Here is a 19,866-nt window from a genome sequence, read left to right on the forward strand (position 1 = left end):
CGGTTCAGTCTGAAAGATTTCTGTGAAAGGGTTCATTACGAAGGCCGGTTCGTCGAATAAATACATCCACGGAAACATCCACTTCTACCTCGGGGAAGTATTTTTCATCCCAATCCTTTTCCCATTTTTTCCATTGATCCGGATCAGCACGATGGACGGCTTCGCCGAATCCCAGTATATCGGTTTGCAGCTCCTGTGCTTTTTCGGCTGCCTTGCGGATGCTTTGTTTGATCTTTTCTTCCACCTTCTTTTCCATATCGTTCAATGTATGGGGATCGGACAGATCAACCGCTGTTTTCACTTCACTTGCGCTCCCTTCTGCAGAAATGTTGACATTCACACGGACAGCCCCGTTCTTCTGCACATCGGCCGATACTTTTGTCTGATGGCGCACCATATCAAACACCGCTCCATGCTTTTTTTCTTTTACGTCAACAGAAACGGCCGTGGCCTTTATTTTATCCAACATCCACAAGATTCCTTTGGATATTTCCCCCGTCGTCATATCCACCATTTTTCCGTTTTTGAATAGGGCCAGGCCCGCGGCAGCGAGACGGCCTTCCGGATTGGTCTGTTGAATGCTTTTAATCGTCTCTCCCTGATTTTTAATGGTATGAAACGACGTAATGACCGGGGCTTCACCAGTTGTAACGAGCCTTTCCACCACTTCTCTCGTACTGATGCTGAATTGCTCCCCCCACACTTTTTCTGTCGTTCTCAACGTATTAATAATTTTATTTGCCGGAATTTTATCAATGCTGCTCAGTGTTTTCATGATATCTTCTGCATCAGCCTGATGGGAGATTACTACTTTAGCGCTTGTGCGGAATTCATGGTCCCGTTCCAGCACATCGAAAACTGGCACAATTCCTTCCTCTCGGGCTAGTTTTTCACTGATCACGACAAGGTTTGTGTGGGCGTAATACAGCTTCCGGGACACTTTTTTTGACATTTTGCGGTTAATGGACGTCAGATTCCAGCCTGATTCCGTGTAGGTTGATACAGGCGGACTTTCGGATCCTCCGGTACCCTGCATGCCCTCTCCGGCCACATTCCCCGGGTTGATCACCTGGACAGTAACGGTATAGCGGCCGTCCTCTTCCAGATCCATCCCAATCCCTGAAACAAGGGCCAGATCAGGAAGCTCCTGATTGCTCCAGCATCCGGAAAGAAACAAGAGACTGAACAAAACGGAAGTCAAGCCAAATAATTTAGTCTTCATCCAGGTCACCTTTATTTATCTGTTGTTTTAACACGCTTCGTGTCTCGGGGGGTTGTGGCTTCAAGTCCCTTCCTTCCCTTACATTATCCTTCCCGCTGATCAGCCGCGGACGTTCTTTGGATCCCCACCACGGCAGGCGGATAACAGAGTCTCCGAAGTCAGCGGGAATAAACGGGGCCAAAGGAGCCATATACGGCACACCAAACGAACGCAGGCTGCATAAGTGAGCCGTTATCATAATAAAAGACAGAATCAAGCCGTAAAATCCGAAAGAAGCTGCGATTACCATAAATACAAATCGGATTAGACGCGCAGCGATCGCCATGGAGTAGGAGGGTGTCGTAAAACTTGCTATCGCTGTAATCGCCACAATAATGACCATCGCCGGTGATACAATCCCGGCCTGCACCGCTGCCTGGCCGATCACAAGGGCGCCGACGATTGATACGGTCTGCCCTACCGCTTTCGGCATGCGGATCCCGGCTTCCCGTAATATTTCAAACGTCGTTTCCATAATGAACGCCTCGATGACCGCTGGAAAAGGAACCGCTTCCCGCTGCGCCGAAAGGACGATCAACAGCTGGGTCGGAATCATTTCCTGGTGAAAGGTTGTAGCAGCCACATACGTGGCAGGAGCATATAGGGATATTAAAAAAACCATAATTCTGAGCATACGCAGCGAAGAAGCAATATAGGAACGGCTGTAGTAATCATCCACCGATTGAAAAAACTGAATAAACACCGACGGCAGATGCAGGACAAACGGGCTTCCGTCAACAAAGACCGCCACCCTGCCTTCAAGAATATTGCCGGCGGCAGAGTCCGGGCGTTCCGTAAAATGAATCGTCGGAAACGGAGAGGACGGTTGATCCTCAATCAGTTCTTCGATATAACCGGACTCGAGAATGCTGTCCATCTCAATTCGTTTTAAACGACGGTGGACTTCCTGAACAACATCATCATCGGCTACGCCCTCCAGGTACATGATTTCCACTCTTGTTTTTGTCTTGCGGCCGATCTTCATCGGTTTCACCCGCAGATCCGGATTTCTGATGCGGCGGCGGACCATCGCGGTGTTGGTCCGGATCGATTCCGTAAATCCTTCACGAGGCCCGCGAATCGATATTTCCGTCGGCGGCTCTTCCACCGACCGCTGTTCCCCACCTATGGTACTCGTACTTAACGCTTCTTTCGAACCGTCAATTAAAAGGACCGCCCTTCCTGCCATCACCGACTCATAGAGTGCTTCCCAGTCCAATACCGGGTCAATTCCTCCCAGGGCAATGACCTGTTCGGCAATAAACGACGGAACCGCCTGATTTGGAACAGTCTCTGCAGGAGCCTGCAGCTGCAGCAGCGGCTCCAGCAGGAATTCGTCAATCCGTTTATTGTCTACGATGCCGTCAATATAAACAACGGCGGTATTCCATTGAACCCCACCCGTCGTTAAGGTACGGATCACCAAATCAGAACTGTTCCCGTTCTTCTTTTTTATTTCTTTCAGATTATCCTGCAGGGAAGAATACAACGGGGTTGATTTTTCTCTGTCTGAATCAGAGCCGGGCTGTTGTGTATGAGATCTGAACAAACGTCGTAATCGATACGGCATAGCAACCTTGCTTTCTTTGTATTTGCCGTTAGTGTGTTTCCATTGGAGACACAATATACATATCAGCGGACCGGAACGTGCAGGCTAGGTAATGGAGATGATACAAGTGAAAACGGCCGGAATTTCAGTTTTGCTGTTTACTACATTAATCGGAGTATCTCTGCTCCTTGATATGGCTATGGGATTTAACATGAAAGACGCTGTCCGGAATACCTTCAACCCTTTCCGGGTCATGAACATCGTCGAAGTACTTGTTCTAATTTTGTTTCTGCTTATCTTCCTGGCGGATATCGTCATGGCGTTGCTTCGAAAAAGAAAAGATTCAAAAAAAGAGAAGAAAAAAAGGTAGAAGGGGAGAGAGGAAAGGGCCCCGTCATTCAGGCGACCGGGCAGCCGTTGGGAAGGGTTGTGTCAGGTTGTAGAAGCACGACGTCTTCGTCCTCCGGAGTACCCCCAAGGACAAGGACTTCCGAGGTGAAACCGGCGATCCGCATCGGCGGAAAGTTCACAACAGCGGCAACCTGCCGCCCGATCAGGTTTTCCGGTTCATATCGTTTCGTGATCTGGGCGGAGGATTGGCGGATGCCAAGCTCTCCGAAGTCGATCTTCATCTGATAGGCCGGTTTCCGTGCTTCCAGGAATGTTTCAGCATGAATGATCGTGCCGATACGTATGTCTAATTTTTTAAAATCCTGCAGTTCTGCCACTTTAAATTTCTCCTTTTAGATTCTGAAGTCTGATTCGCGAACCCATCTATACTACGAAACGAGGGATGTTTTATGTTGAAGACACTGGAAGCCATAGCTTCCCTTATCCACGATTATACCGATAAAGAACCAAAGCCGCCACTTCATGTCGGGGAAGTGATGGATCTCTGGACCGCTTACACTGCCTTTCATGAAGCGCAGGTGCTGTACCAGGTCGGTTTGAATTCAACCACCGACCCTGAGTTACAGCATGCCCTGCAGAAAGCTCTGAAAAGCAGCAAAGCCGATACAAAAAAACTGGAAACATTTCTTCTTCAGGAAGGCGTCCCTCTTCCCGCCGTCAGTTCCCCCAAGCCAATCTCCGAGACGGAAGCTATTCCTAAGGGAGTACAATTTACAAATGAAGAAATCGCTAGTATGGTTTCCGTGAAAATTGCAACATCGACCTCCTTCTGCGCGGAAGCATTATCAAAGGCCACCCGCAGTGACGTCGCTATGATATTTTTAAACCTGCAGATTCACTTAATGCAGTTTGCCCAGCCTTTTAGAAATGTCATGGAATACCGCGGATGGCTGCACACACCACCTGCTTATACCCCGCCCGGCTCCACGGGGACACCGTGAACACACGGAATGTGGACAAAAAAGACTTCGGAATCCCCGAAGCCGTTTCTTTTTCTATATCACCGGATAATACGGATCGTGTCTTGGATAGCAGAAATAGGGTGGCCGCGGGCCTGTCTTGGGCAGGGAAAATGGGCGGGGATTGTTGTTATAGCAGACGTTTACCTTTTCCTCCGACTGATGAAGCAGCAGTGCATTTTCCTGATAATAAAGCATCGTTTATAACCTCCAGTCTTTTTCACGTTATTCCATCACGCCTCGTAATGAGCCCGTCCTTTGCCAAAAGGATTCGGAACGGCTGACGCCCAACAAACATAAGGTGGAAGAAATAAGATTTTGGAGGTTTTTTCATGGCATCCCATGATTATCCGATGCACCCCAATTACGGGAAAGTTACTCAATATGAAGAAGTTCCTATGACAGTACCGGAACAGCGTCAATACCGCCAGCCGGGAGTAGAAAAGCTTATGAACCCCCGGCCGATCGTCGAAAATCCCCACTATCAGGGAAGCAGCAAGTTAACAGAAAAGACGGCGCTGATCAACGGAGGAGACAGCGGTATCGGCGCTGCCGCAGCCATCGCTTTCGCCAAAGAAGGGGCAGACGTAGCGATTTCCTATTTAGATGAGCATGAGGATGCCCATCGGACGAAACAACGAATCGAAGAACAGGGACAACGCTGTCTTTTACTGCCGGGAGACGTGAGAGAAAAACAGCAGTGTATTCATATTGTAGAAGAAACAGCGGCTGTATTCGGTAAGCTCGATATTCTCTGCAACCACGTCGGCATTCAATTTCAGCAGTTAAGCCTGCTTGATATTACCGATGAACAATTTGATGACACATTCAAAGTAAACATATACTCCCATTTTTACACGACCAGAGCTGCTCTTCCCCATTTACGCGCCGGCAGTTCGATTATTAATACCGCTTCGGTCGTCGCCTATGACGGCTACAAACAGTTAATGGATTATACGGCATCAAAAGGTGCGAATGTCGGGTTTACACGGGCTTTGGCAAATAACTTGGCAGACCAGGGAATACGGGTCAACGCTGTGGCACCGGGGCGTATTTGGACGCCGTTGATTCCGGCTAGTTTTTCAGCGGATGAAGTGACACTGGCAGGGAATCCCATGAACCGCCAGGGGCAGCCTTTCGAACTCGCCCCCACCTACGTTTATCTGGCTTCGGACGACTCCCGTTTTGTGACCGGTCAGACCCTCCACGTCAACGGCGGACAATGGACATCTTCGTAGCTCGTAACCAGCGTGAAACGAAAATGAATCCATCTCAGCCATTCTCTACATCAGGGGTAATAAATCGTTTAATCCCTGTTATAAACCAATACGAAATATATGCGATGACAATATCAATAAGAAAAATGTAAAACTGATTCATGCCATGTTCCAATTCCACCATACCCATCCCTTTTTCTATAGACATAAAGACAAAGACAAAGACAGCACTTAAAAGGACCGTATAGATATAAAAGTTTTTCTTATGATTCGTGCAATACTGGTACAACAGCAGAAACCCTACTGGAAGCAAAGATGTTGTCACAGTTAATGCAAACGGAAGCTGTGGCGTTATAAAACGGGTGTGAATGAGTAAATTATAATTTTCCAGTATCAAATCAATATAAGTCCAAAGCAAATGAACGGTGTATCCAAAACAAAACAGTTCAAATATCCTTCTCCTGTCTATAAAATAAAGCAGACATAGAGGGAGTACCAACAATGAAACAACAACCCAGAACTCCCAGGTTCCCACATTCGAATAATCACTCCAGTAGGAAGAAATAAGCGCATTTAACTCATCCCTTTTTTCCTGTATCTGATTCCAGTACTCCCTGTAACGCATATAATACCCTCCTGGAAAGTTCCTCTTTCTAATGTTTCCATAACAAAGGCATTCATACAAAAAAGTTTCATTTTTATTAACATAAAACCAAAGAGAAACACCATTCACCATGTGAAAGGACCCGTTTCTCCTATAAAATACAGTCAGGGGTAACGCTCCATAAACAGGAAGGGGATTAAAATGGAAAAAGTAATTGATCATGTCGGTATAGCTGTACGGGATATAGAAGGAAGCAAAGTCTTTTATACAAAGGTGCTGGGAGGGGAGGTTATTGATCATTACATCAGCGAAGCTCCCGGAGTGGAAAGTGAGGTTGTCGTCCTTCACGTCAACGGTCTTCAGACGGAGCTGCTTACACCGACCAATAATACAACCTCCCCTATCGCACGGTTTATTAAACAGAAAGGAAAAGGTGTGCATCATATCGCTTACCGTGTGGATGATCTCGATGAAGCACTGGAGGAATTGGAGGAACAGGGAATCCGGGTCCTCGATCACACCCGCCGGACAAATAAACACGGCAGACGCCTTATCTACTTAAACCCGGCGGATACGGAAGGCACCATTATCGAATACTGTGATTATCCTGAATAAAAGAGGCCCCGGGCGTTGAGATGCAGCACCTTCCACCCGGGGCCCGATTTTTCGGCATACACGTGGTAAAAACGTGACTATACCATGCCCTGGAACACAGCAGACAATACAAACGTTTTTACCTTGCTTTCACTCCGCTGGGGCCAGCTGTACAGCTATACGAAGAGCTTCATTCAACGATTGTTCATCGGCAATATTCTGCCCGGCTATATCAAAGGCAGTACCGTGGTCTACACTTGTCCGTATAATCGGAAGGCCGACGGTAATATTCACACCTGCTTCCAGACCCAGCACCTTCACCGGACCATGACCCTGATCGTGGTACTGAGCCACCACAATATCAAAGTCTCCCCGCTTCGCGCGGAAAAATAATGTGTCCGCCGGCAGCGGACCTTCTACATTGATCCCTTCCTTCTGCGCTTTTTCCACCGCGGGAATGATTTTTTCTTCTTCCTCTCCATTTCCAAACAGGCCGTTTTCACCCGCGTGGGGATTAATACCGCATACACCGATGGCAGGCGTTTCAAACCCGGCCGTCCGCAAGGTTTCATCGGCCAGTTTAATCACATCATATTCCCGTTTCACGTTAATTTTTTCAACGGCTTCCAACAATCCGACATGAGTGGTCGCATGAATCACTTTTAATCCTGGAGCCGAAAGCATCATGGCGAATGTTTTTGTATTCGTTAATTGTGCGAGGATTTCCGTGTGTCCCGGATACATATGTCCGGCTTTATGGAGGGCTTCCTTGTTTAACGGTGCGGTACAAATTCCCTGAATCTCTCCGTTGTTCGCTAATGTAACAGCTTGCTCAAGATAACAGAAGGCAGCGTGACCGGCTGGTTTGGATATTTCTCCCCAAACAAGGTCTTCGGACACAAGGTCCATATCCACAATATCAATTACCCCATGCTTGAAAGCAGCTTCCTCCGGATGCGCGATGGTATTCACATGTACCTCGGCTTTCGTAACCTTCACGGCTCTTTTCATCATAACCGCATCCCCTATTACAAACGGCCTGCAGTCTGAAAAAATCTGTTCTGTGCTGAGGGATTTCGCTATGATTTCCGGGCCTACCCCGGAAGGGTCACCCATTGTTACTGCAATGGCAGGACGTTTATCAGTCATTGCCCTCCTCCTTTCTTCATAAAATGTCCTTACTCAATGAAAAGGTCCGGCAGGAATGTAACCAGATCCTGAAAGAAAATAATGATGATAATGGATAACATATACACAAACACAAACAACAGGATATGTTTGAGCATTTTGATGACATTGGTCTCTGCTATCTTGGAAGCCATCAGCGTGGACAAGCCGTACGGCGGCGTAACTGTACCGAGACGGATCGCCATCACGGTGACAATACCAGCAACAACCGGGTCGATCTGGAGCGATTCCATGATCGGCAGTAAAAGCGGCACAAAAATCAACATGGCTGATGTCGGTTCCATAAAGGTTCCCAAAATAACATAGAGCAGCATCAACAAGAGAAGAAATGCACTTGGAGACACGTTACTATTGATAAGAAAATTGACAATCGGGTCCATCACTTCATAATAGGTGAGTACCCAGGATAAAAATCCTGCGGCAGCGATTAGTATATATATAATGGAAGACTCCATCGCCGCCTTTTTGGTTGCTGCAGCGTATTGTCTGCCGCTGGCACCCTTCTTGATAAATAGCGCCACAATGACAACATAAACAACAGCAATACTGGCAGCTTCCGTTGCTGTAAAGACCCCGCTCATAATCCCTACAATCACGACAAGAAACAGCGACAGCGGGAAAATACTTTTTCTGACTGCCACAAGTTTAGAAAGATTCTCGTTTTCCCCAAGGTTGATGTCTTTGTTGTCGACATTGCCTACTTCGTTTCTGGAAGCGTAATAGTAAGCATATCCCATCTGCATCAGCCCGATTAAGATGCCAGGGATGATGCCTCCCATAAACAAGGCAGCGACAGAGGTCTGCGCCAGGGCTCCATAAACAATCAGCAGAATGCTCGGCGGAATGATAGAACCAATTGTCGACGATGCTGCCGTAATGGTTGCGGCAAATTCTCTGCTGTAGCCCGCTTTGATCATGGCCGGAATCAGAACCCGGCCGAGAGAAGCCACATCAGCAACTGATGATCCTGAGATAGCGGCAAAAAAGATGCTCGTTACAATATTAATGTGAGCGAGGCTTCCTTTCGCTTTGCCAACCAATGCTTTGGAAATATAGATTAAATCTTCGGTTACCCCTGTCAGATTCATAATTCTTCCGGTAAAAATAAATAACGGAATCGCCAGAAGAGTGAAGCTTTGAATTGATTCCAGCATGATCGTACTCATCTGCGTCAAACTGACAAGGGGATCCAATAAAACAGGGATAGCAGACGCCAGCACAAGACTAAAGACAACAGGCACTCCCAAGAGCAGACATGTAAAAAATACAGCTACAATCCCTAACAAAATCATGAATGGTCACCTCACTGCCCTTTCCTGCTGCTAAAAAATTTCTTTATGTTGAGAAGATGGAAGATCAGCATCAATACGGCACCGACCAGCACCGCCGAATAGTAGTAAGCTAACGAAGGGGGAGAAGACAAAAACCGTATCTGCACCAGCTCTGTCCGTCCTAGGCCTGCTTCCAGTGCTTTCCATCCAACGATAACCAAAATACACACCGCAGCAAGCGTCAATATATATACCAATATATTTTTGGCATATACCAATTTGGGAGGCAGAAAATCAGAAAATATATCAATCTGCAAATGTTCATTTTCTTTTACCGCCACTGCCGCACCCAAAAATACGAGCCAGGCAATAGATAGTTTCTGAAATATCTCCGTTTCCGGTATCGATGCTTCAAATACATAACGAGCCAGAACTCCTGTAAATAGAGTGAGGGACAGTAAAACCAGAAAGAATCCATTAATCATTTCAATCCAGTTCTGAAATCCATCAAGCAGCTTTTTCAACGTGCCGGGAACCTCCCTTCTTGAGCCATCCCCCATACGTTTACACGTATGGGGGATACTGCATTATTCCTCTGTGCCAAAAATTTCATTCATTTGATCCTGAATACCATGTTCTTCTGCAATAGCTTCCATCTGTTTTCTGGACGCTTCAATCATTTCATCACGTTCAGGATCTGTAAATTCTACGCCGAATTCATCTTTCAGTGTCTGCACATCTTCCTCTGCTTTTTCAAAGGCTTTATCGATATATTCTGTTTGCACATCTTCAGCGGCGCTCATGACAACATCCTGCAGTTCAGGATCGAGAGACTCGAACTGTTCGTTGTTCATGACGACAAAACCAAGAGTAAGGTTGTGCTGGGTCCGTGCCACATAGTCAGCCACTTCACCAAAACGCTGTTCAATCATGGCGTCCATGCTGTTCTGCGATCCTTCCACCACGCCGGTCTGCAATGCGGTATACACTTCATCGAAGGCTACAGCGGTCGGGTTGGCTCCCAAGTTTCTCCACCATTCCAGTTCGGTGGATTCATTCTTACTGCGCATCGTTTTGCCTTCCAGATCATCAATGGACTCGATTGGGAAGGTACTGATAATGTTTCTTTCCAGTCCTCCTGCATACATAACCGTTTTCAGACCAGGTTCCTCAAGAAGAAGGTCTTCAAAGTATTTCAGATCGTCCTCGGAGTTCACTACTTCTTTATAATGCTCTTCCCCTTCAAATAGATAGTTGGTTCCAAGGACATCAAATTGAGGGTGATGCTCGGAAAACCAGCCGGAATCGGAATAGATCATATCAATATCTCCTGAAATAACCGATTGATAAAGACTGGATGCATTACCAAGCTGCCCGCCTGTCGATACCTGAAATTCAATCGCACCGTCACTCTGCGCTTCAATTTCATCTGCCAGTGCCTGCAGCGAATCTGCCAACAGGGAACCTTCCGGGTTGATCGTCGCCGCAACAAGCTCTGTCGTTTCCTGGGAAGATCCACCGCTGTCCCCGCTGGACTGTCCCTCCGTATTTCCTGTGTCTCCGTCACCCGAAGAGTTTTCAGCACCATCACTTCCGCAGCCCGCTGCCAGAACCATTCCTGTTCCGAGTACTGCTGCAACCATAGTCTTTTTAAGGTTTAAAGGATATCTTCTCATTGTTGTTCCTCCTTTTAATAAAAACGTTATCTTTACCGTTTCACCCATTCCTCTGTTACGACGCTATGCTTGATACATTCACGCAGATAGGTATACGTAATGTGTATCTTTTGGTCTTCTGTCTGGTGGATGGATGGATACGAAAATTCAGGCGATTCCTGATCCTTCTGCTGCACTGCAATATCTTTACAATACGGCCAGGTACGGCCTCCGTCTTCTGAAACAGCGATGGTTAAAGGGGCTCGAATCACGCCCCAGATCGATTCCTGTTTCCCGCTTTGCCCGGCATCAATCGTTTTCCGGTCCTTCTCATCGAACCACGGCGGACTGTTAACTTCCGGAGGTGCCAATTCGGCGTTTATATTATTAAATACAATAGCAAGATTGCCGCTCTGCAGTTTTTGACATTGGATCGAAGCATTGTTGTTCATTAAAGGTGTTCTTTCCGGAGTCGTCCAGGTTCTTCCGTTATCGTCTGATTTAGTCATATAGATATGATCTGCTTTACGGCTTCTGAAGAATCCAATTAAATCATTATCGTCCCCCTCCACGATACTCATGTGCACCAACGCTTCACTGTTTTTCACCGGATGTTCTTCCCACATCTTCCCTGCATCACCTGAAATTTTTACCACGCTGTAGTCTTTTCCTAAAAAGCCGTTCTCGGATTTAATACTGTAATAAGCAGGAAGGATGATTTCTCCATTTTCCCGGATCACCGGAGGGTTCCGTACGAAAGATCCGGGTGTGTCAAATAATGTTTTTTCTTCCTGCCATGTCCTGCCGTTATCCCTTGAAATCCTGTACCGCACAACGGCAGAATCCTGATGGATAGAGTTCTGTGCGGTATAAAGCAGCCACAAGTCACCATTGGGATGTTCGAATAAAATCGGATTCTGTTCTGATCTCGTCGAATCGTTGGATAACACTTCCGGTTCGCTCCAATCGGCACTTCCTTTGTCCAGCCGGGAACAAAGAATCGAAATATCCGATTTTCCTTCTCTGGAGCCGCCGAACCAGACACAAAGCAGGTCGCCGTTGCTCAGGGAGAGTAGGTTCGATGCATGGTTGTGCGGAAATAAACTTGGTATTTTCGTTTCTTTCAGCGTTTCACTCATTTCACAATCACAGCTCCTTTTATCTGGTAAGCGCTTTAACAAAATGTATTAATTCATATATGTTCCCCCGTTTATATTAATCGTCTCCCCTGTAATAAAGTCCGACATGCCTGATGAGAGAAAAAGGATGGCATCTGCTACATTTTCAGGCGTTCCGATCCGGTTCAGCGGAATTTTTGACAATACCTGCTTCCGGTAGTCATCAGACCACTGCTTACTCATGTCGGTCTCCACAGGGCCCGGGTTCACTCCGTTTACGTTAATATTGTATTCTGCCATTTCCAGAGCCAGATGCCTTGTAAGGTAATCCACGCCAGCTTTCGATGCTCCGTAGGCGGGAGCTGCATTTCTGTGGGCGCTTTTTGCCGCTGTCGAACTGACATTAACAATCTTTCCACCATTGTTTTTGATCATATAAGGCAGAATCGTTTTGCAGAAGTACAGTGTTCCGTTCAAATTGACATCCAGAACGTTCTGCCATTCTTCCATCTCCATGTCGAGCGTTGCACTTCTGCTGTTTATACCGGCATTATTCACAAGGATATCGATTTTCCCGAAGTGCTGCAGTGCCGATTCCGTGACATTGCCTGCCGTTTCAGGATCCGCCACATTACCGGTTTCCATATAACACCGCTGCCCAAAATGTTCCACTTCGTCCACCAACTGCTTCAGTAATTCTTCATTCGTTCCATTCACGATCAGAGATGCTCCGTTTTCCGCCAGTTTTAATGCTGCGGCTCTGCCGATGCCCCTTGTGGCACCCGACACTACAGCTGTTTGATTTTCGAGTACCATCATACCGCCCCCCCCTTACTTTCCTGAAAAATCTGACACCCCCTGTTATTCATTCCTTACTTTTTTTGTATCCATCGTGTTCAGCCTTGATAATGCTGTTTTCATCACGGTTTCTCTTCCGAAGTTCCCTGCCTTCGTAACCGCATACATATTGCTTCGGTCCGGCAGCTTTCCTATCGGTACACCCGGCTCCACTTCGTCCAGCAGCTCGAACATTTCTGCTCCCAGATTCTTCATGACCTGAAGGGCCGTATCTCCTCCTGTTAAAAAGAGACGTTCCAGGTGCAGTTCATTCATTACAGCTGCTGCTGTTTCACCTAAAAACCGGGAGATAAGATCACTCACTTCAATCGAGGTGAGACCGGCTTCCTTTCCTTTTTGGACAGCATCTGCAGCATCGTCGGATGAGTATAATGCAAGATGGAAACCTTTCGCCGCCGCCATTTCGGACTCCTTGCATATCCGGATAAATTCCCGTTCTCTTCGTTCTGCGGAGGCAGCAACTTCGATGGACTGTATTTCCAGTCCCGTTACGTTATCATCCTGCAGCAGAAAGCGAAGTTGATTTCTTCCACTGGCACTCATGCTTCCTACCACAAACAAAGCTGCTTTACTGCTTTCCGGTATCCCCGGTGCATGAAATATCTTCTCTTCATATCCGTATACCGCCGGCAGGTGATAAATTAATCCTGCAGATCCTCCCCATACAACAGAGTAAGGCGCCCTTTCCACATATTCCGCAAGCTTTGCAAGATCCGATTCTTCCACAGCATCGGCAGTAATATGATGGATATGGTTATCTTTGCACGTCCTGAGAATATCCAGTATGGCTGTTTCTCCGGCGTGCAGATCATCCAGATAGATGTGACCCGTCTCTCTGCGGGACTGTTCCTGAATGATTTGGTTGATGTCTGAATGAACTACCGGTGTTTTCGGATCCCGTGCCACTTCTGATTCATGCAGCAGGGTATCATGAAGATACATCAGCCGGTTTTTCACCGTTCTTCCGTTGGAAGGATGAGCCGGTGCCGTGATAACGAAATCAGGAGTGAAATAATCGTATAATGCATTGATTTCCCGGCCGATATTCCCGCGCATGGTTGAATCTATTTTCTTGTAGATGATGGTTTCATCCGGTTGATCAATCTTTCTGCAGTAGTTCTTTATGGTCTGATAAGAGTCTTCCGCTGTCATCGTTCTACTGTCGGTATTATAAATGTAGATACTATCTTTTGCTTTTTGTCCCTGGTCCTGAATCACTACGGCAGGAGTCATGCCGTATTTGATGATCTGAACCCCGCTGTCGCCTGCTCCGGTTAAATCATCAGCTAAAATAGATAGTTTCATGTGCTGTCTTTCCTATCCCAGCAGTCTGCGGTAGATATTTTTCATATCTTCAAGCGACAATTCTTTCGGGTTGTTGTTCAGCAGTCTGGTAACTTTAGAAGCTGCCACAGCAAGGTCCTCAATATCTGCTTCCGTGACTCCATATTCACTCAGATCCTGTGGAATTTCCAGGGTTTTTGTCCACTCTTTGATTTGTTCTATCATTTTTTCCGCCGCCTGCTGATCGGGTTCGTTATCTTCGGCAAGCCTGATTTCTTTGGCAACGTTGGATAGTTTTGCTGTGATGGCATCCATATTAAATTCCATCACGTGCGGCAGGAGCATCGCGTTCGCAACGCCGTGCGCCACTTTAAATTTTCCTCCCAATGGATAGGCAAGCGCATGGACTGCAGCCGTTCCGGCACTGGTTAAAGCCATCCCACCGTACATCGATCCTACAATCATTTGTTCCCTGGCTTCCGCATTTTCTCCATTGTTGTACGCCTCTACGATGCTGCTGCTGATCAAACGGATTGAATCCATTGCAAATGTATCACTTAAATAATTCGCTTTGTTGGAAATATACGATTCAAGCGAATGGGTGAACGCATCCATTCCTGTCGCAGCTGTGATTGGCTTCGGCAGTCCAAGTGTCAGCATAGGATCCAGCATGACCAGATTAGGAAGAAGATAAGGACTGACAATGCCAATTTTCAGTTCTTCCTCCGGGAACGTGACAATGGCGTTCGGGGTCACTTCCGAGCCCGTTCCGGAAGTTGTCGGAATCAAGACGGTGGGAATCCCCGGTTTTTCGATCAGATTGGTTCCCAGCATATCATTCACCGACTGATCATTTGTCTTCAATACAGATAATACTTTTACTGCATCCAGAACGCTTCCACCGCCAACTCCGATGATGACATCATAACTCTCATTTTTAATGTCTTCATACATTTCTTCGATATTGCCGACTGTAGGTTCCAGCATGACATCCGTGATCGTTTTAACGTGGACCTCTTCGAGCTGTTCATAAATGCTGTCCACAAGCCCGAGATCCTTAATGCCCGGCTGTGTTAATACAAGCACCGAACGTATCTGCTGATTTATCCTCGGCAGATAATCTTTTAGCTGTTTCACCGCATGCTGTCCGGAAACAATCTGGTCCGCGGTTTGAAATTGATACAGTTGCTGCATGGTGTTGATAGCTCCTTTCATAGGCCTAACCGTTAATAATGGCTCTGATTTGATTTTCAAGATCTTCCGTTGCTTCGTGTACAGGCGGGCGCGGCGGACCGGCCGGAATTCCCTTCATTTCAACGGCTTTTTTATACACTGCCGGTACCGTTGCGGCCTGGGATACATGCCTGATCGGCCGGAGCTGTTCCTGAAATTTTTGTGCCTGCTTCAGGTCATTTTGTTTCCACGCTCTATAAATCGATACGGCCGTTTCCGGAAATACATTGGCGGTAGCTGCCACCGCTCCATCTCCCCCTGCGATCAAGGTCCATAGAATAAGAGAATCCGTGCCGGAAACAACAGCAAAATCGTCATCTGTTTCTTCGATATATCGTACGATATTATCAAAATTCCCGCTGCTGTCTTTAATACCTGTGATATTTTCGATGGCTGACAGCGTCTTCACCGTGTCGGGGTGAAGCGATACCCCGGTTTTTGCCGGCATGTTATATAAAATAACCGGCAGCGTGACCGCTTCTGCAATGCTTGTATAATGAGTAATTAATTCTTCCTGGGATATCGGGTCAAAATACGGCGTAATGATAGAAAGTGCATCAACTCCTATGTTCTCCATTTCCCGGGACAGTTCTATCACTTCCTGTGTACTGTTGCCCCCTGCCCCGACCGCCAGCGGTACCCGTCCGTTTATTTCGTCTTTTACCACAGAAGCGAAACGAACCTTTTCCTCTTTTGTTAATGTATGAAATTCACCATTCGTTCCAAGAGCGAAAATGCCGTCCACCCCGTTGTCCAGCAAATGTTGCACGAGCTGGCGCGCAGCCTGTTCATTGATCTCGTTATCCGCAGTCATCGGAGTAAGCATCGCGGGTACAATTCCTTTAAGCATCCATCCCCCTCCTCCCTGTCAATATGTTTCTAATTTAAACATTGTTTCCGTTTTCAAAAATCAATGTAGCTTTAATATAAAATATATAGTTTTATATTGCAACCCATTTAATAAAAATATTTTGATTTCACTTTATATTTATTAAATTATGTTTATTTTTGCAACAAAAAGGAGCTGGTCCATGCGCTGGACAGCTCCTTTTCCCTATGATCCCTGCTTTTCCTGTTTTAACTTTCTCCAAAGAGTCGTTCTATTAATCCCCAGACGCTTGGCTGTACGGGAATAATTATTGTTTTCCTGTTCCAGTACCTGCTTAATGACCCGTGTTTCGATTTCACTCAATGTTCCGGTAACATCAATATTCGGGTGTTCCCATTTTTCCGGCATGGCCTGCCGGATATCCTCTATTTCAAGATAGGATTGTTCTGCAATGAGTACCGCTTCTTCAATGACCCGGTACAATGCAGACACGTTGCCCGGCCAATCCAGCTCCCTCAGCAGATCAAGACTTTCATCTCTTATGCCGGATATCTGTTTTCCGTACCGCACATTACTTTCATTGATAAAGAGGCTGGTTAAACTTTCTATATCTTCTTTACGTTCTCTCAAAGGGGGAATATACAGCTTCAGCTCAGCTGCCTGCTCATAAAGCGTGCCCAGAAACCCATGTTGAACGAGAGGGCTCAGTTCCCGCGAAGCAGAAGACATAAGCTGAGTATTGGCCCCTGCCGTCACGGCACGGCTCACTATCCGCTGTCCACCGGTGGATAATGCATCGATGTTTTTCAGAAAAACAGTGCCTCCTTCCACCAACGAAAACAAAGAATGACCCGTGTGCGGAGCACCGCTGATCCATTCAAGCTCATTCTCTTCAATCTGTTCACAATCAATGGTTACAAAAGGGGATCGATGCCTGTCACTGCTTAGATGAATCAGTTCTGCCGTCCGGCCTTTTCCCGTGCCGCGCTCCCCTTCAATTAATATATTTCTGCCGGTCCCTGCGAACGCCAGAGCTTTCTCATACATTCTGTTCATTTCAGGGTTTTCGGAAAGACGCCCTTCCAATACAGTCGAAGGTCCGGTTGTCCGGTGCTGATTGGAGTTAATATCCAACCCTCGGACAGCTTTTATTTTGTCGATGCTTGATAGGAAGAATACACTAAATGTTTCTGTTTCTTCCCGGATAACCTCTGATTGAATGTGCCACATCCGCGCGCCCTGCTCATACAGGAAAGCATAGGGGGCATTATTTTCTATTTGTTGGACCGCCTGGCGCATATCGCCGAAGTAATCCATCACGATGTTTTGAACAAATGCAGGATCGCCGGCACCAGCATACTTTACCTTTCCTTCCCGATCCAATACGAGAACATCCCGCTGCATGTTCCGTAACACAACATCGCCAATCCCATACCGCTCCCTCATGTTTTCCATAATATTATACGATTTGCGTGCCTCATAGAAGGCTTTGCTGACACTTTCCTTCCCGGAGGTCAATAGAATTCCGTTCAGTCCAAGTTCTTCCGCAATTTTAACCGTAATGACATCTCCGATAATGACCTGATATCCGTTTTTCTGCAGGGTTTCAAGTCTCGTCTGTACTTCATCAGCTTCTGTGATGGTGATCGTTTTTACATCAATATCCACCAGGGAACATACAGCGGACGCCCCTTCTGCGATGGCAGCAAATCCGACGATAGCTGCTTTTCCCGGGAAGTCTTTAATCAGGGTGATGACTCTCAGCATGTCATAGCCCGACACTTCTATTTCGATCACCGGAATAGAGACTTCCTCCTGAATGAGCTCGGCAGTACCGCCGCGGCTGATAATAATATCCGTTCCGTTATTCTCTGCTTCCTTCGCATATTGTAAACCAGCATTTAAGTCCCCGGTTTCCACGACCAGTTCAAACGGCTGGTTCGCCCCTAAACTTAAAAGCAATTCTTTCAAACCCGGATACGGAGCTATAGCAAGAACTATCATGCCATCCTCCTTCGTTGCAATATTAAACATAACTACACTATACCAGAAAATGAATGCGCTTGTAAAAAATAATTGATAAATTATTCAACATGTTGGAATAGTGCTTCATCACAAGTATTGACTGTATAAACTTTTTCTTTAAGATAATGGTGAAAGGAGTGGATGCTGAGTGGGAAGTGGCTTTTTTGAACAGGTATACAGGATCGTAGAAGATATTCCCAAGGGAAGGGTGGCAAGCTACTCCCAGATTGCCCGGATGCTGGAGCAGCCCCACAATGCCCGGGTGGTAGGATGGGCCATGCGTCAATCACCGCCGGAAAGAGAGCTTCCCGCCCACCGCGTGGTGAAACAGACTGGTGATACCGCCCCCGGATTTTTGGAACAGCGGACCCTTCTGGAAAACGAAGGGGTCGCATTCGACCACAAAGGCAGAGTCCGCATGGAGGATTATCAGTGGGAACGATAAATGAGATCAACGCCGCCCTGTTCTTTTCCGTTTTCTAACACCCTACCTCAATAGTAAAATTGTGTCATTATGGAAACAAGCTATGGATGGAAAGAAGTGTCTCTATGAATCTACAGCCTCCCTTAACAGAACGGGGGATCGCAGCTGCCGGTTACGGGATTCCGCTTATTGCCGGAGCAAATTCGCTTTTCTCTGTGAAGGGCTTTATAGCCCTTTCTATTATTCTCGGACTATATTTCTTTTTCCGAACACGCTCCCGTTACGCGTTTCATCATTTACGACAAAGCGCCAATGTTCTTCTCAGTTATTACCTTATCATGGGGCTGATGCGTCTCGTTCTTTTTCTTATGAACCGGACCCTCAGCCCGGAATCTGTCCAGCAGTGGTTATCGGAGCAGCCGATCATGCAATTCCTGCTTTTTTTAGGCGGCGGTATGTCTTCTCTTTTTTTTCTGCTGCTCGTGCAGACCGTGTTCTATGTGACCCTTGTCCTTCTTGTCCTTTTCGTCTTATTCGGGAAGTGGACCCGGGTACCGTTTGCGATCCGGTTTTTACGAAAAGATATGCATGAACTGGGATAAGACCATAAAGGAAGCCGGATCGTTATTGACCTGACATTCTGTAAAAAAAGGAGCATTCCATGTCATCATCCATACCGACACAGGACCGGTTGACTGCCGCGGCCATTTACGCCGTAACCCTGCTGCTTCCGCTTCCGCTTCTGACCATTCTCATCGCTTACATTCTTTACCGAATGCTGAGACATACCTCTTCTTTTGTAGAAAAACATGCCGCCCAAAACGTAAACCTTACGGCGAGTATACATATCTATGTAATTGGGCTGGCGCTCCTTCAGTTTGCCGCCTCCTCCATAGGAGAATGGCCCGGCTGGCTGCCGGACCAATTGGCTGTTCTGCAGGTTCTTTTTGCTTTGGGCGGTATGCTTTCCGTCTTTTTCATCGGGATGGCACTGCTTCTCCTTACAGCTCTCCTCATTGTGCTGATAGTGTTTGCGCTGACCGGTCAGTGGCACCGTGTCCCGCTGTTGATCCGGTTTATTAAATAGCCGGGTCTTCCTGTTACCAGCTCGATTTTTTCACGCCGGGAAGCTGTCCTTTATGGGCAAGATCCCTGAACGCAATGCGGGACAGACCGAATTTGCGTATATATCCATGTGGACGCCCGGTGACTTCACAGCGGTTGTGGAGCCGTGTCGGCGACGCATCACGCGGGAGCTTTTTCAGCGCCTCGTAGTCGCCTTTTTCTTTCAGTTCTTTGCGTAGTGCCGCATATTTTTCAACCGTCTTCTGTCTCTGTTTTTCTCTGGCTATCTTTGATTTTTTAGCCATCGTTTCGTCTCCTCCT

General features: G+C 46.9%; 22 protein-coding genes. 7 read left to right on the forward strand and 15 right to left on the reverse strand.

The window, feature by feature from the left end:
- Nucleotides 1–4: 4 nt before the first annotated feature.
- Both ACW9JV_RS17960 and ACW9JV_RS17965 read right to left on the reverse strand, forming a co-directional pair.
- Nucleotides 5–1,222, reverse strand: coding sequence for a Ger(x)C family spore germination protein (locus tag ACW9JV_RS17960; protein WP_457336989.1), 1,218 nt, complete (start codon nt 1,220–1,222; stop codon nt 5–7).
- Nucleotides 1,212–2,831, reverse strand: a complete 1,620-nt coding sequence (locus ACW9JV_RS17965; RefSeq protein ID WP_457336991.1) for a spore germination protein — start codon at nt 2,829–2,831, stop codon at nt 1,212–1,214. Before ACW9JV_RS17965 ends, ACW9JV_RS17960 begins: the two co-directional genes overlap by 11 nt.
- A gap of 91 nt (nt 2,832–2,922) precedes the next feature.
- On the opposite strand from ACW9JV_RS17965, the gene ACW9JV_RS17970 reads away from it, so the two are divergent.
- On the forward strand, nt 2,923–3,180 hold the full coding sequence (locus ACW9JV_RS17970; RefSeq protein ID WP_457336993.1) for a hypothetical protein: 258 nt from the start codon (nt 2,923–2,925) through the stop codon (nt 3,178–3,180).
- Between the two features lie 28 nt (nt 3,181–3,208).
- On the opposite strand, the gene csaA is transcribed toward ACW9JV_RS17970, so the two are convergent.
- Nucleotides 3,209–3,538, reverse strand: coding sequence for a chaperone CsaA (gene csaA, locus ACW9JV_RS17975; RefSeq protein ID WP_457336995.1), 330 nt, complete (start codon nt 3,536–3,538; stop codon nt 3,209–3,211).
- A gap of 72 nt (nt 3,539–3,610) precedes the next feature.
- Between csaA and ACW9JV_RS17980 the strand changes: the two genes are divergently transcribed.
- Both ACW9JV_RS17980 and ACW9JV_RS17985 read left to right on the forward strand, forming a co-directional pair.
- Nucleotides 3,611–4,162, forward strand: coding sequence for a DUF3231 family protein (locus ACW9JV_RS17980; protein WP_457336997.1), 552 nt, complete (start codon nt 3,611–3,613; stop codon nt 4,160–4,162).
- 350 nt (nt 4,163–4,512) lie between these two features.
- On the forward strand, nt 4,513–5,418 hold the full coding sequence (locus ACW9JV_RS17985) for an SDR family oxidoreductase (protein ID WP_457336999.1): 906 nt from the start codon (nt 4,513–4,515) through the stop codon (nt 5,416–5,418).
- 34 nt (nt 5,419–5,452) lie between these two features.
- Here the strand turns inward: ACW9JV_RS17985 and ACW9JV_RS17990 are convergent, their stop codons facing one another.
- Nucleotides 5,453–6,022 (reverse strand): hypothetical protein, encoded by a 570-nt coding sequence (locus tag ACW9JV_RS17990; RefSeq protein ID WP_457337001.1) that lies wholly within the window; start codon nt 6,020–6,022, stop codon nt 5,453–5,455.
- 180 nt (nt 6,023–6,202) lie between these two features.
- Here ACW9JV_RS17990 and ACW9JV_RS17995 point away from each other — a divergent pair, with 180 nt between their 5' ends.
- Nucleotides 6,203–6,616, forward strand: coding sequence for a VOC family protein (locus ACW9JV_RS17995; RefSeq protein ID WP_457337003.1), 414 nt, complete (start codon nt 6,203–6,205; stop codon nt 6,614–6,616).
- 129 nt (nt 6,617–6,745) lie between these two features.
- On the opposite strand, the gene pdxA is transcribed toward ACW9JV_RS17995, so the two are convergent.
- The 10 genes from pdxA to ACW9JV_RS18045 all read right to left on the reverse strand — a co-directional run bounded on the left by pdxA (nt 6,746) and on the right by ACW9JV_RS18045 (nt 18,035).
- Nucleotides 6,746–7,744 (reverse strand): 4-hydroxythreonine-4-phosphate dehydrogenase PdxA, encoded by a 999-nt coding sequence (pdxA, locus tag ACW9JV_RS18000; RefSeq protein ID WP_457337005.1) that lies wholly within the window; start codon nt 7,742–7,744, stop codon nt 6,746–6,748.
- A gap of 29 nt (nt 7,745–7,773) precedes the next feature.
- Nucleotides 7,774–9,075, reverse strand: coding sequence for a TRAP transporter large permease (locus tag ACW9JV_RS18005; RefSeq protein ID WP_457337007.1), 1,302 nt, complete (start codon nt 9,073–9,075; stop codon nt 7,774–7,776).
- A gap of 11 nt (nt 9,076–9,086) precedes the next feature.
- A complete protein-coding gene (locus ACW9JV_RS18010; RefSeq protein WP_457337009.1) occupies nt 9,087–9,578 on the reverse strand; it encodes a TRAP transporter small permease in 492 nt (163 codons plus the stop codon).
- Between the two features lie 63 nt (nt 9,579–9,641).
- Nucleotides 9,642–10,730 (reverse strand): TRAP transporter substrate-binding protein, encoded by a 1,089-nt coding sequence (locus ACW9JV_RS18015; RefSeq protein ID WP_457337011.1) that lies wholly within the window; start codon nt 10,728–10,730, stop codon nt 9,642–9,644.
- A 32-nt stretch (nt 10,731–10,762) separates the two neighbouring features.
- Nucleotides 10,763–11,848, reverse strand: a complete 1,086-nt coding sequence (locus tag ACW9JV_RS18020; RefSeq protein WP_457337013.1) for a sialidase family protein — start codon at nt 11,846–11,848, stop codon at nt 10,763–10,765.
- A gap of 48 nt (nt 11,849–11,896) precedes the next feature.
- Nucleotides 11,897–12,643 (reverse strand): SDR family NAD(P)-dependent oxidoreductase, encoded by a 747-nt coding sequence (locus tag ACW9JV_RS18025; protein ID WP_457337253.1) that lies wholly within the window; start codon nt 12,641–12,643, stop codon nt 11,897–11,899.
- A gap of 45 nt (nt 12,644–12,688) precedes the next feature.
- On the reverse strand, nt 12,689–13,990 hold the full coding sequence (locus ACW9JV_RS18030; RefSeq protein WP_457337016.1) for a four-carbon acid sugar kinase family protein: 1,302 nt from the start codon (nt 13,988–13,990) through the stop codon (nt 12,689–12,691).
- A gap of 12 nt (nt 13,991–14,002) precedes the next feature.
- Entirely contained in the window at nt 14,003–15,163 is a 1,161-nt protein-coding gene (locus tag ACW9JV_RS18035; protein ID WP_457337018.1) for an iron-containing alcohol dehydrogenase, read from the reverse strand.
- 25 nt (nt 15,164–15,188) lie between these two features.
- Complete coding sequence (gene dapA, locus ACW9JV_RS18040) at nt 15,189–16,052, reverse strand: 4-hydroxy-tetrahydrodipicolinate synthase (RefSeq protein WP_457337020.1); 864 nt, start codon at nt 16,050–16,052, stop codon at nt 15,189–15,191.
- A gap of 204 nt (nt 16,053–16,256) precedes the next feature.
- Nucleotides 16,257–18,035, reverse strand: coding sequence for a PrpR N-terminal domain-containing protein (locus ACW9JV_RS18045; RefSeq protein WP_457337022.1), 1,779 nt, complete (start codon nt 18,033–18,035; stop codon nt 16,257–16,259).
- 169 nt (nt 18,036–18,204) lie between these two features.
- Between ACW9JV_RS18045 and ACW9JV_RS18050 the strand changes: the two genes are divergently transcribed.
- From ACW9JV_RS18050 to ACW9JV_RS18060, 3 genes are all read left to right on the forward strand, one after another.
- Nucleotides 18,205–18,501: an MGMT family protein gene (locus ACW9JV_RS18050; RefSeq protein WP_457337024.1), complete on the forward strand. Its 297-nt coding sequence runs from the start codon at nt 18,205–18,207 to the stop codon at nt 18,499–18,501.
- 104 nt (nt 18,502–18,605) lie between these two features.
- The gene (locus ACW9JV_RS18055; protein WP_457337026.1) at nt 18,606–19,082 is read left to right on the forward strand and encodes a hypothetical protein; all 477 of its coding nucleotides are present in this window, start codon (nt 18,606–18,608) and stop codon (nt 19,080–19,082) included.
- Nucleotides 19,083–19,141: 59 nt separating this feature from the next.
- Nucleotides 19,142–19,567 carry a DUF4870 domain-containing protein gene (locus tag ACW9JV_RS18060; protein ID WP_457337028.1) on the forward strand — a complete coding sequence of 142 codons (426 nt, stop codon included), beginning with the start codon at nt 19,142–19,144 and terminating at the stop codon, nt 19,565–19,567.
- 13 nt (nt 19,568–19,580) lie between these two features.
- On the opposite strand, the gene rpsN is transcribed toward ACW9JV_RS18060, so the two are convergent.
- A complete protein-coding gene (gene rpsN, locus ACW9JV_RS18065) occupies nt 19,581–19,850 on the reverse strand; it encodes a 30S ribosomal protein S14 (RefSeq protein ID WP_457337030.1) in 270 nt (89 codons plus the stop codon).
- Between the last annotated feature and the right edge of the window lie 16 nt (nt 19,851–19,866).

It is taken from the genome of Salibacterium sp. K-3 (assembly GCF_054052005.1).

Coding starts and splice junctions, on each gene's coding strand:
- ACW9JV_RS17960 (WP_457336989.1), bottom strand. CDS start 1,222: ATGAAGACTAAATTATTTGGCTTGACTTCCGTTTTGTTCAGTCTCTTG.
- ACW9JV_RS17965 (WP_457336991.1), bottom strand. CDS start 2,831: ATGCCGTATCGATTACGACGTTTGTTCAGATCTCATACACAACAGCCC.
- ACW9JV_RS17970 (WP_457336993.1), top strand. CDS start 2,923: ATGGAGATGATACAAGTGAAAACGGCCGGAATTTCAGTTTTGCTGTTT.
- ACW9JV_RS17980 (WP_457336997.1), top strand. CDS start 3,611: ATGTTGAAGACACTGGAAGCCATAGCTTCCCTTATCCACGATTATACC.
- ACW9JV_RS17985 (WP_457336999.1), top strand. CDS start 4,513: ATGGCATCCCATGATTATCCGATGCACCCCAATTACGGGAAAGTTACT.
- ACW9JV_RS17990 (WP_457337001.1), bottom strand. CDS start 6,022: ATGCGTTACAGGGAGTACTGGAATCAGATACAGGAAAAAAGGGATGAG.
- ACW9JV_RS17995 (WP_457337003.1), top strand. CDS start 6,203: ATGGAAAAAGTAATTGATCATGTCGGTATAGCTGTACGGGATATAGAA.
- pdxA (WP_457337005.1), bottom strand. CDS start 7,744: ATGACTGATAAACGTCCTGCCATTGCAGTAACAATGGGTGACCCTTCC.
- ACW9JV_RS18005 (WP_457337007.1), bottom strand. CDS start 9,075: ATGATTTTGTTAGGGATTGTAGCTGTATTTTTTACATGTCTGCTCTTG.
- ACW9JV_RS18015 (WP_457337011.1), bottom strand. CDS start 10,730: ATGAGAAGATATCCTTTAAACCTTAAAAAGACTATGGTTGCAGCAGTA.
- ACW9JV_RS18020 (WP_457337013.1), bottom strand. CDS start 11,848: ATGAGTGAAACGCTGAAAGAAACGAAAATACCAAGTTTATTTCCGCAC.
- ACW9JV_RS18025 (WP_457337253.1), bottom strand. CDS start 12,643: ATGGTACTCGAAAATCAAACAGCTGTAGTGTCGGGTGCCACAAGGGGC.
- ACW9JV_RS18030 (WP_457337016.1), bottom strand. CDS start 13,990: ATGAAACTATCTATTTTAGCTGATGATTTAACCGGAGCAGGCGACAGC.
- ACW9JV_RS18035 (WP_457337018.1), bottom strand. CDS start 15,163: ATGCAGCAACTGTATCAATTTCAAACCGCGGACCAGATTGTTTCCGGA.
- dapA (WP_457337020.1), bottom strand. CDS start 16,052: ATGCTTAAAGGAATTGTACCCGCGATGCTTACTCCGATGACTGCGGAT.
- ACW9JV_RS18045 (WP_457337022.1), bottom strand. CDS start 18,035: ATGATAGTTCTTGCTATAGCTCCGTATCCGGGTTTGAAAGAATTGCTT.
- ACW9JV_RS18055 (WP_457337026.1), top strand. CDS start 18,606: ATGAATCTACAGCCTCCCTTAACAGAACGGGGGATCGCAGCTGCCGGT.
- ACW9JV_RS18060 (WP_457337028.1), top strand. CDS start 19,142: ATGTCATCATCCATACCGACACAGGACCGGTTGACTGCCGCGGCCATT.
- rpsN (WP_457337030.1), bottom strand. CDS start 19,850: ATGGCTAAAAAATCAAAGATAGCCAGAGAAAAACAGAGACAGAAGACG.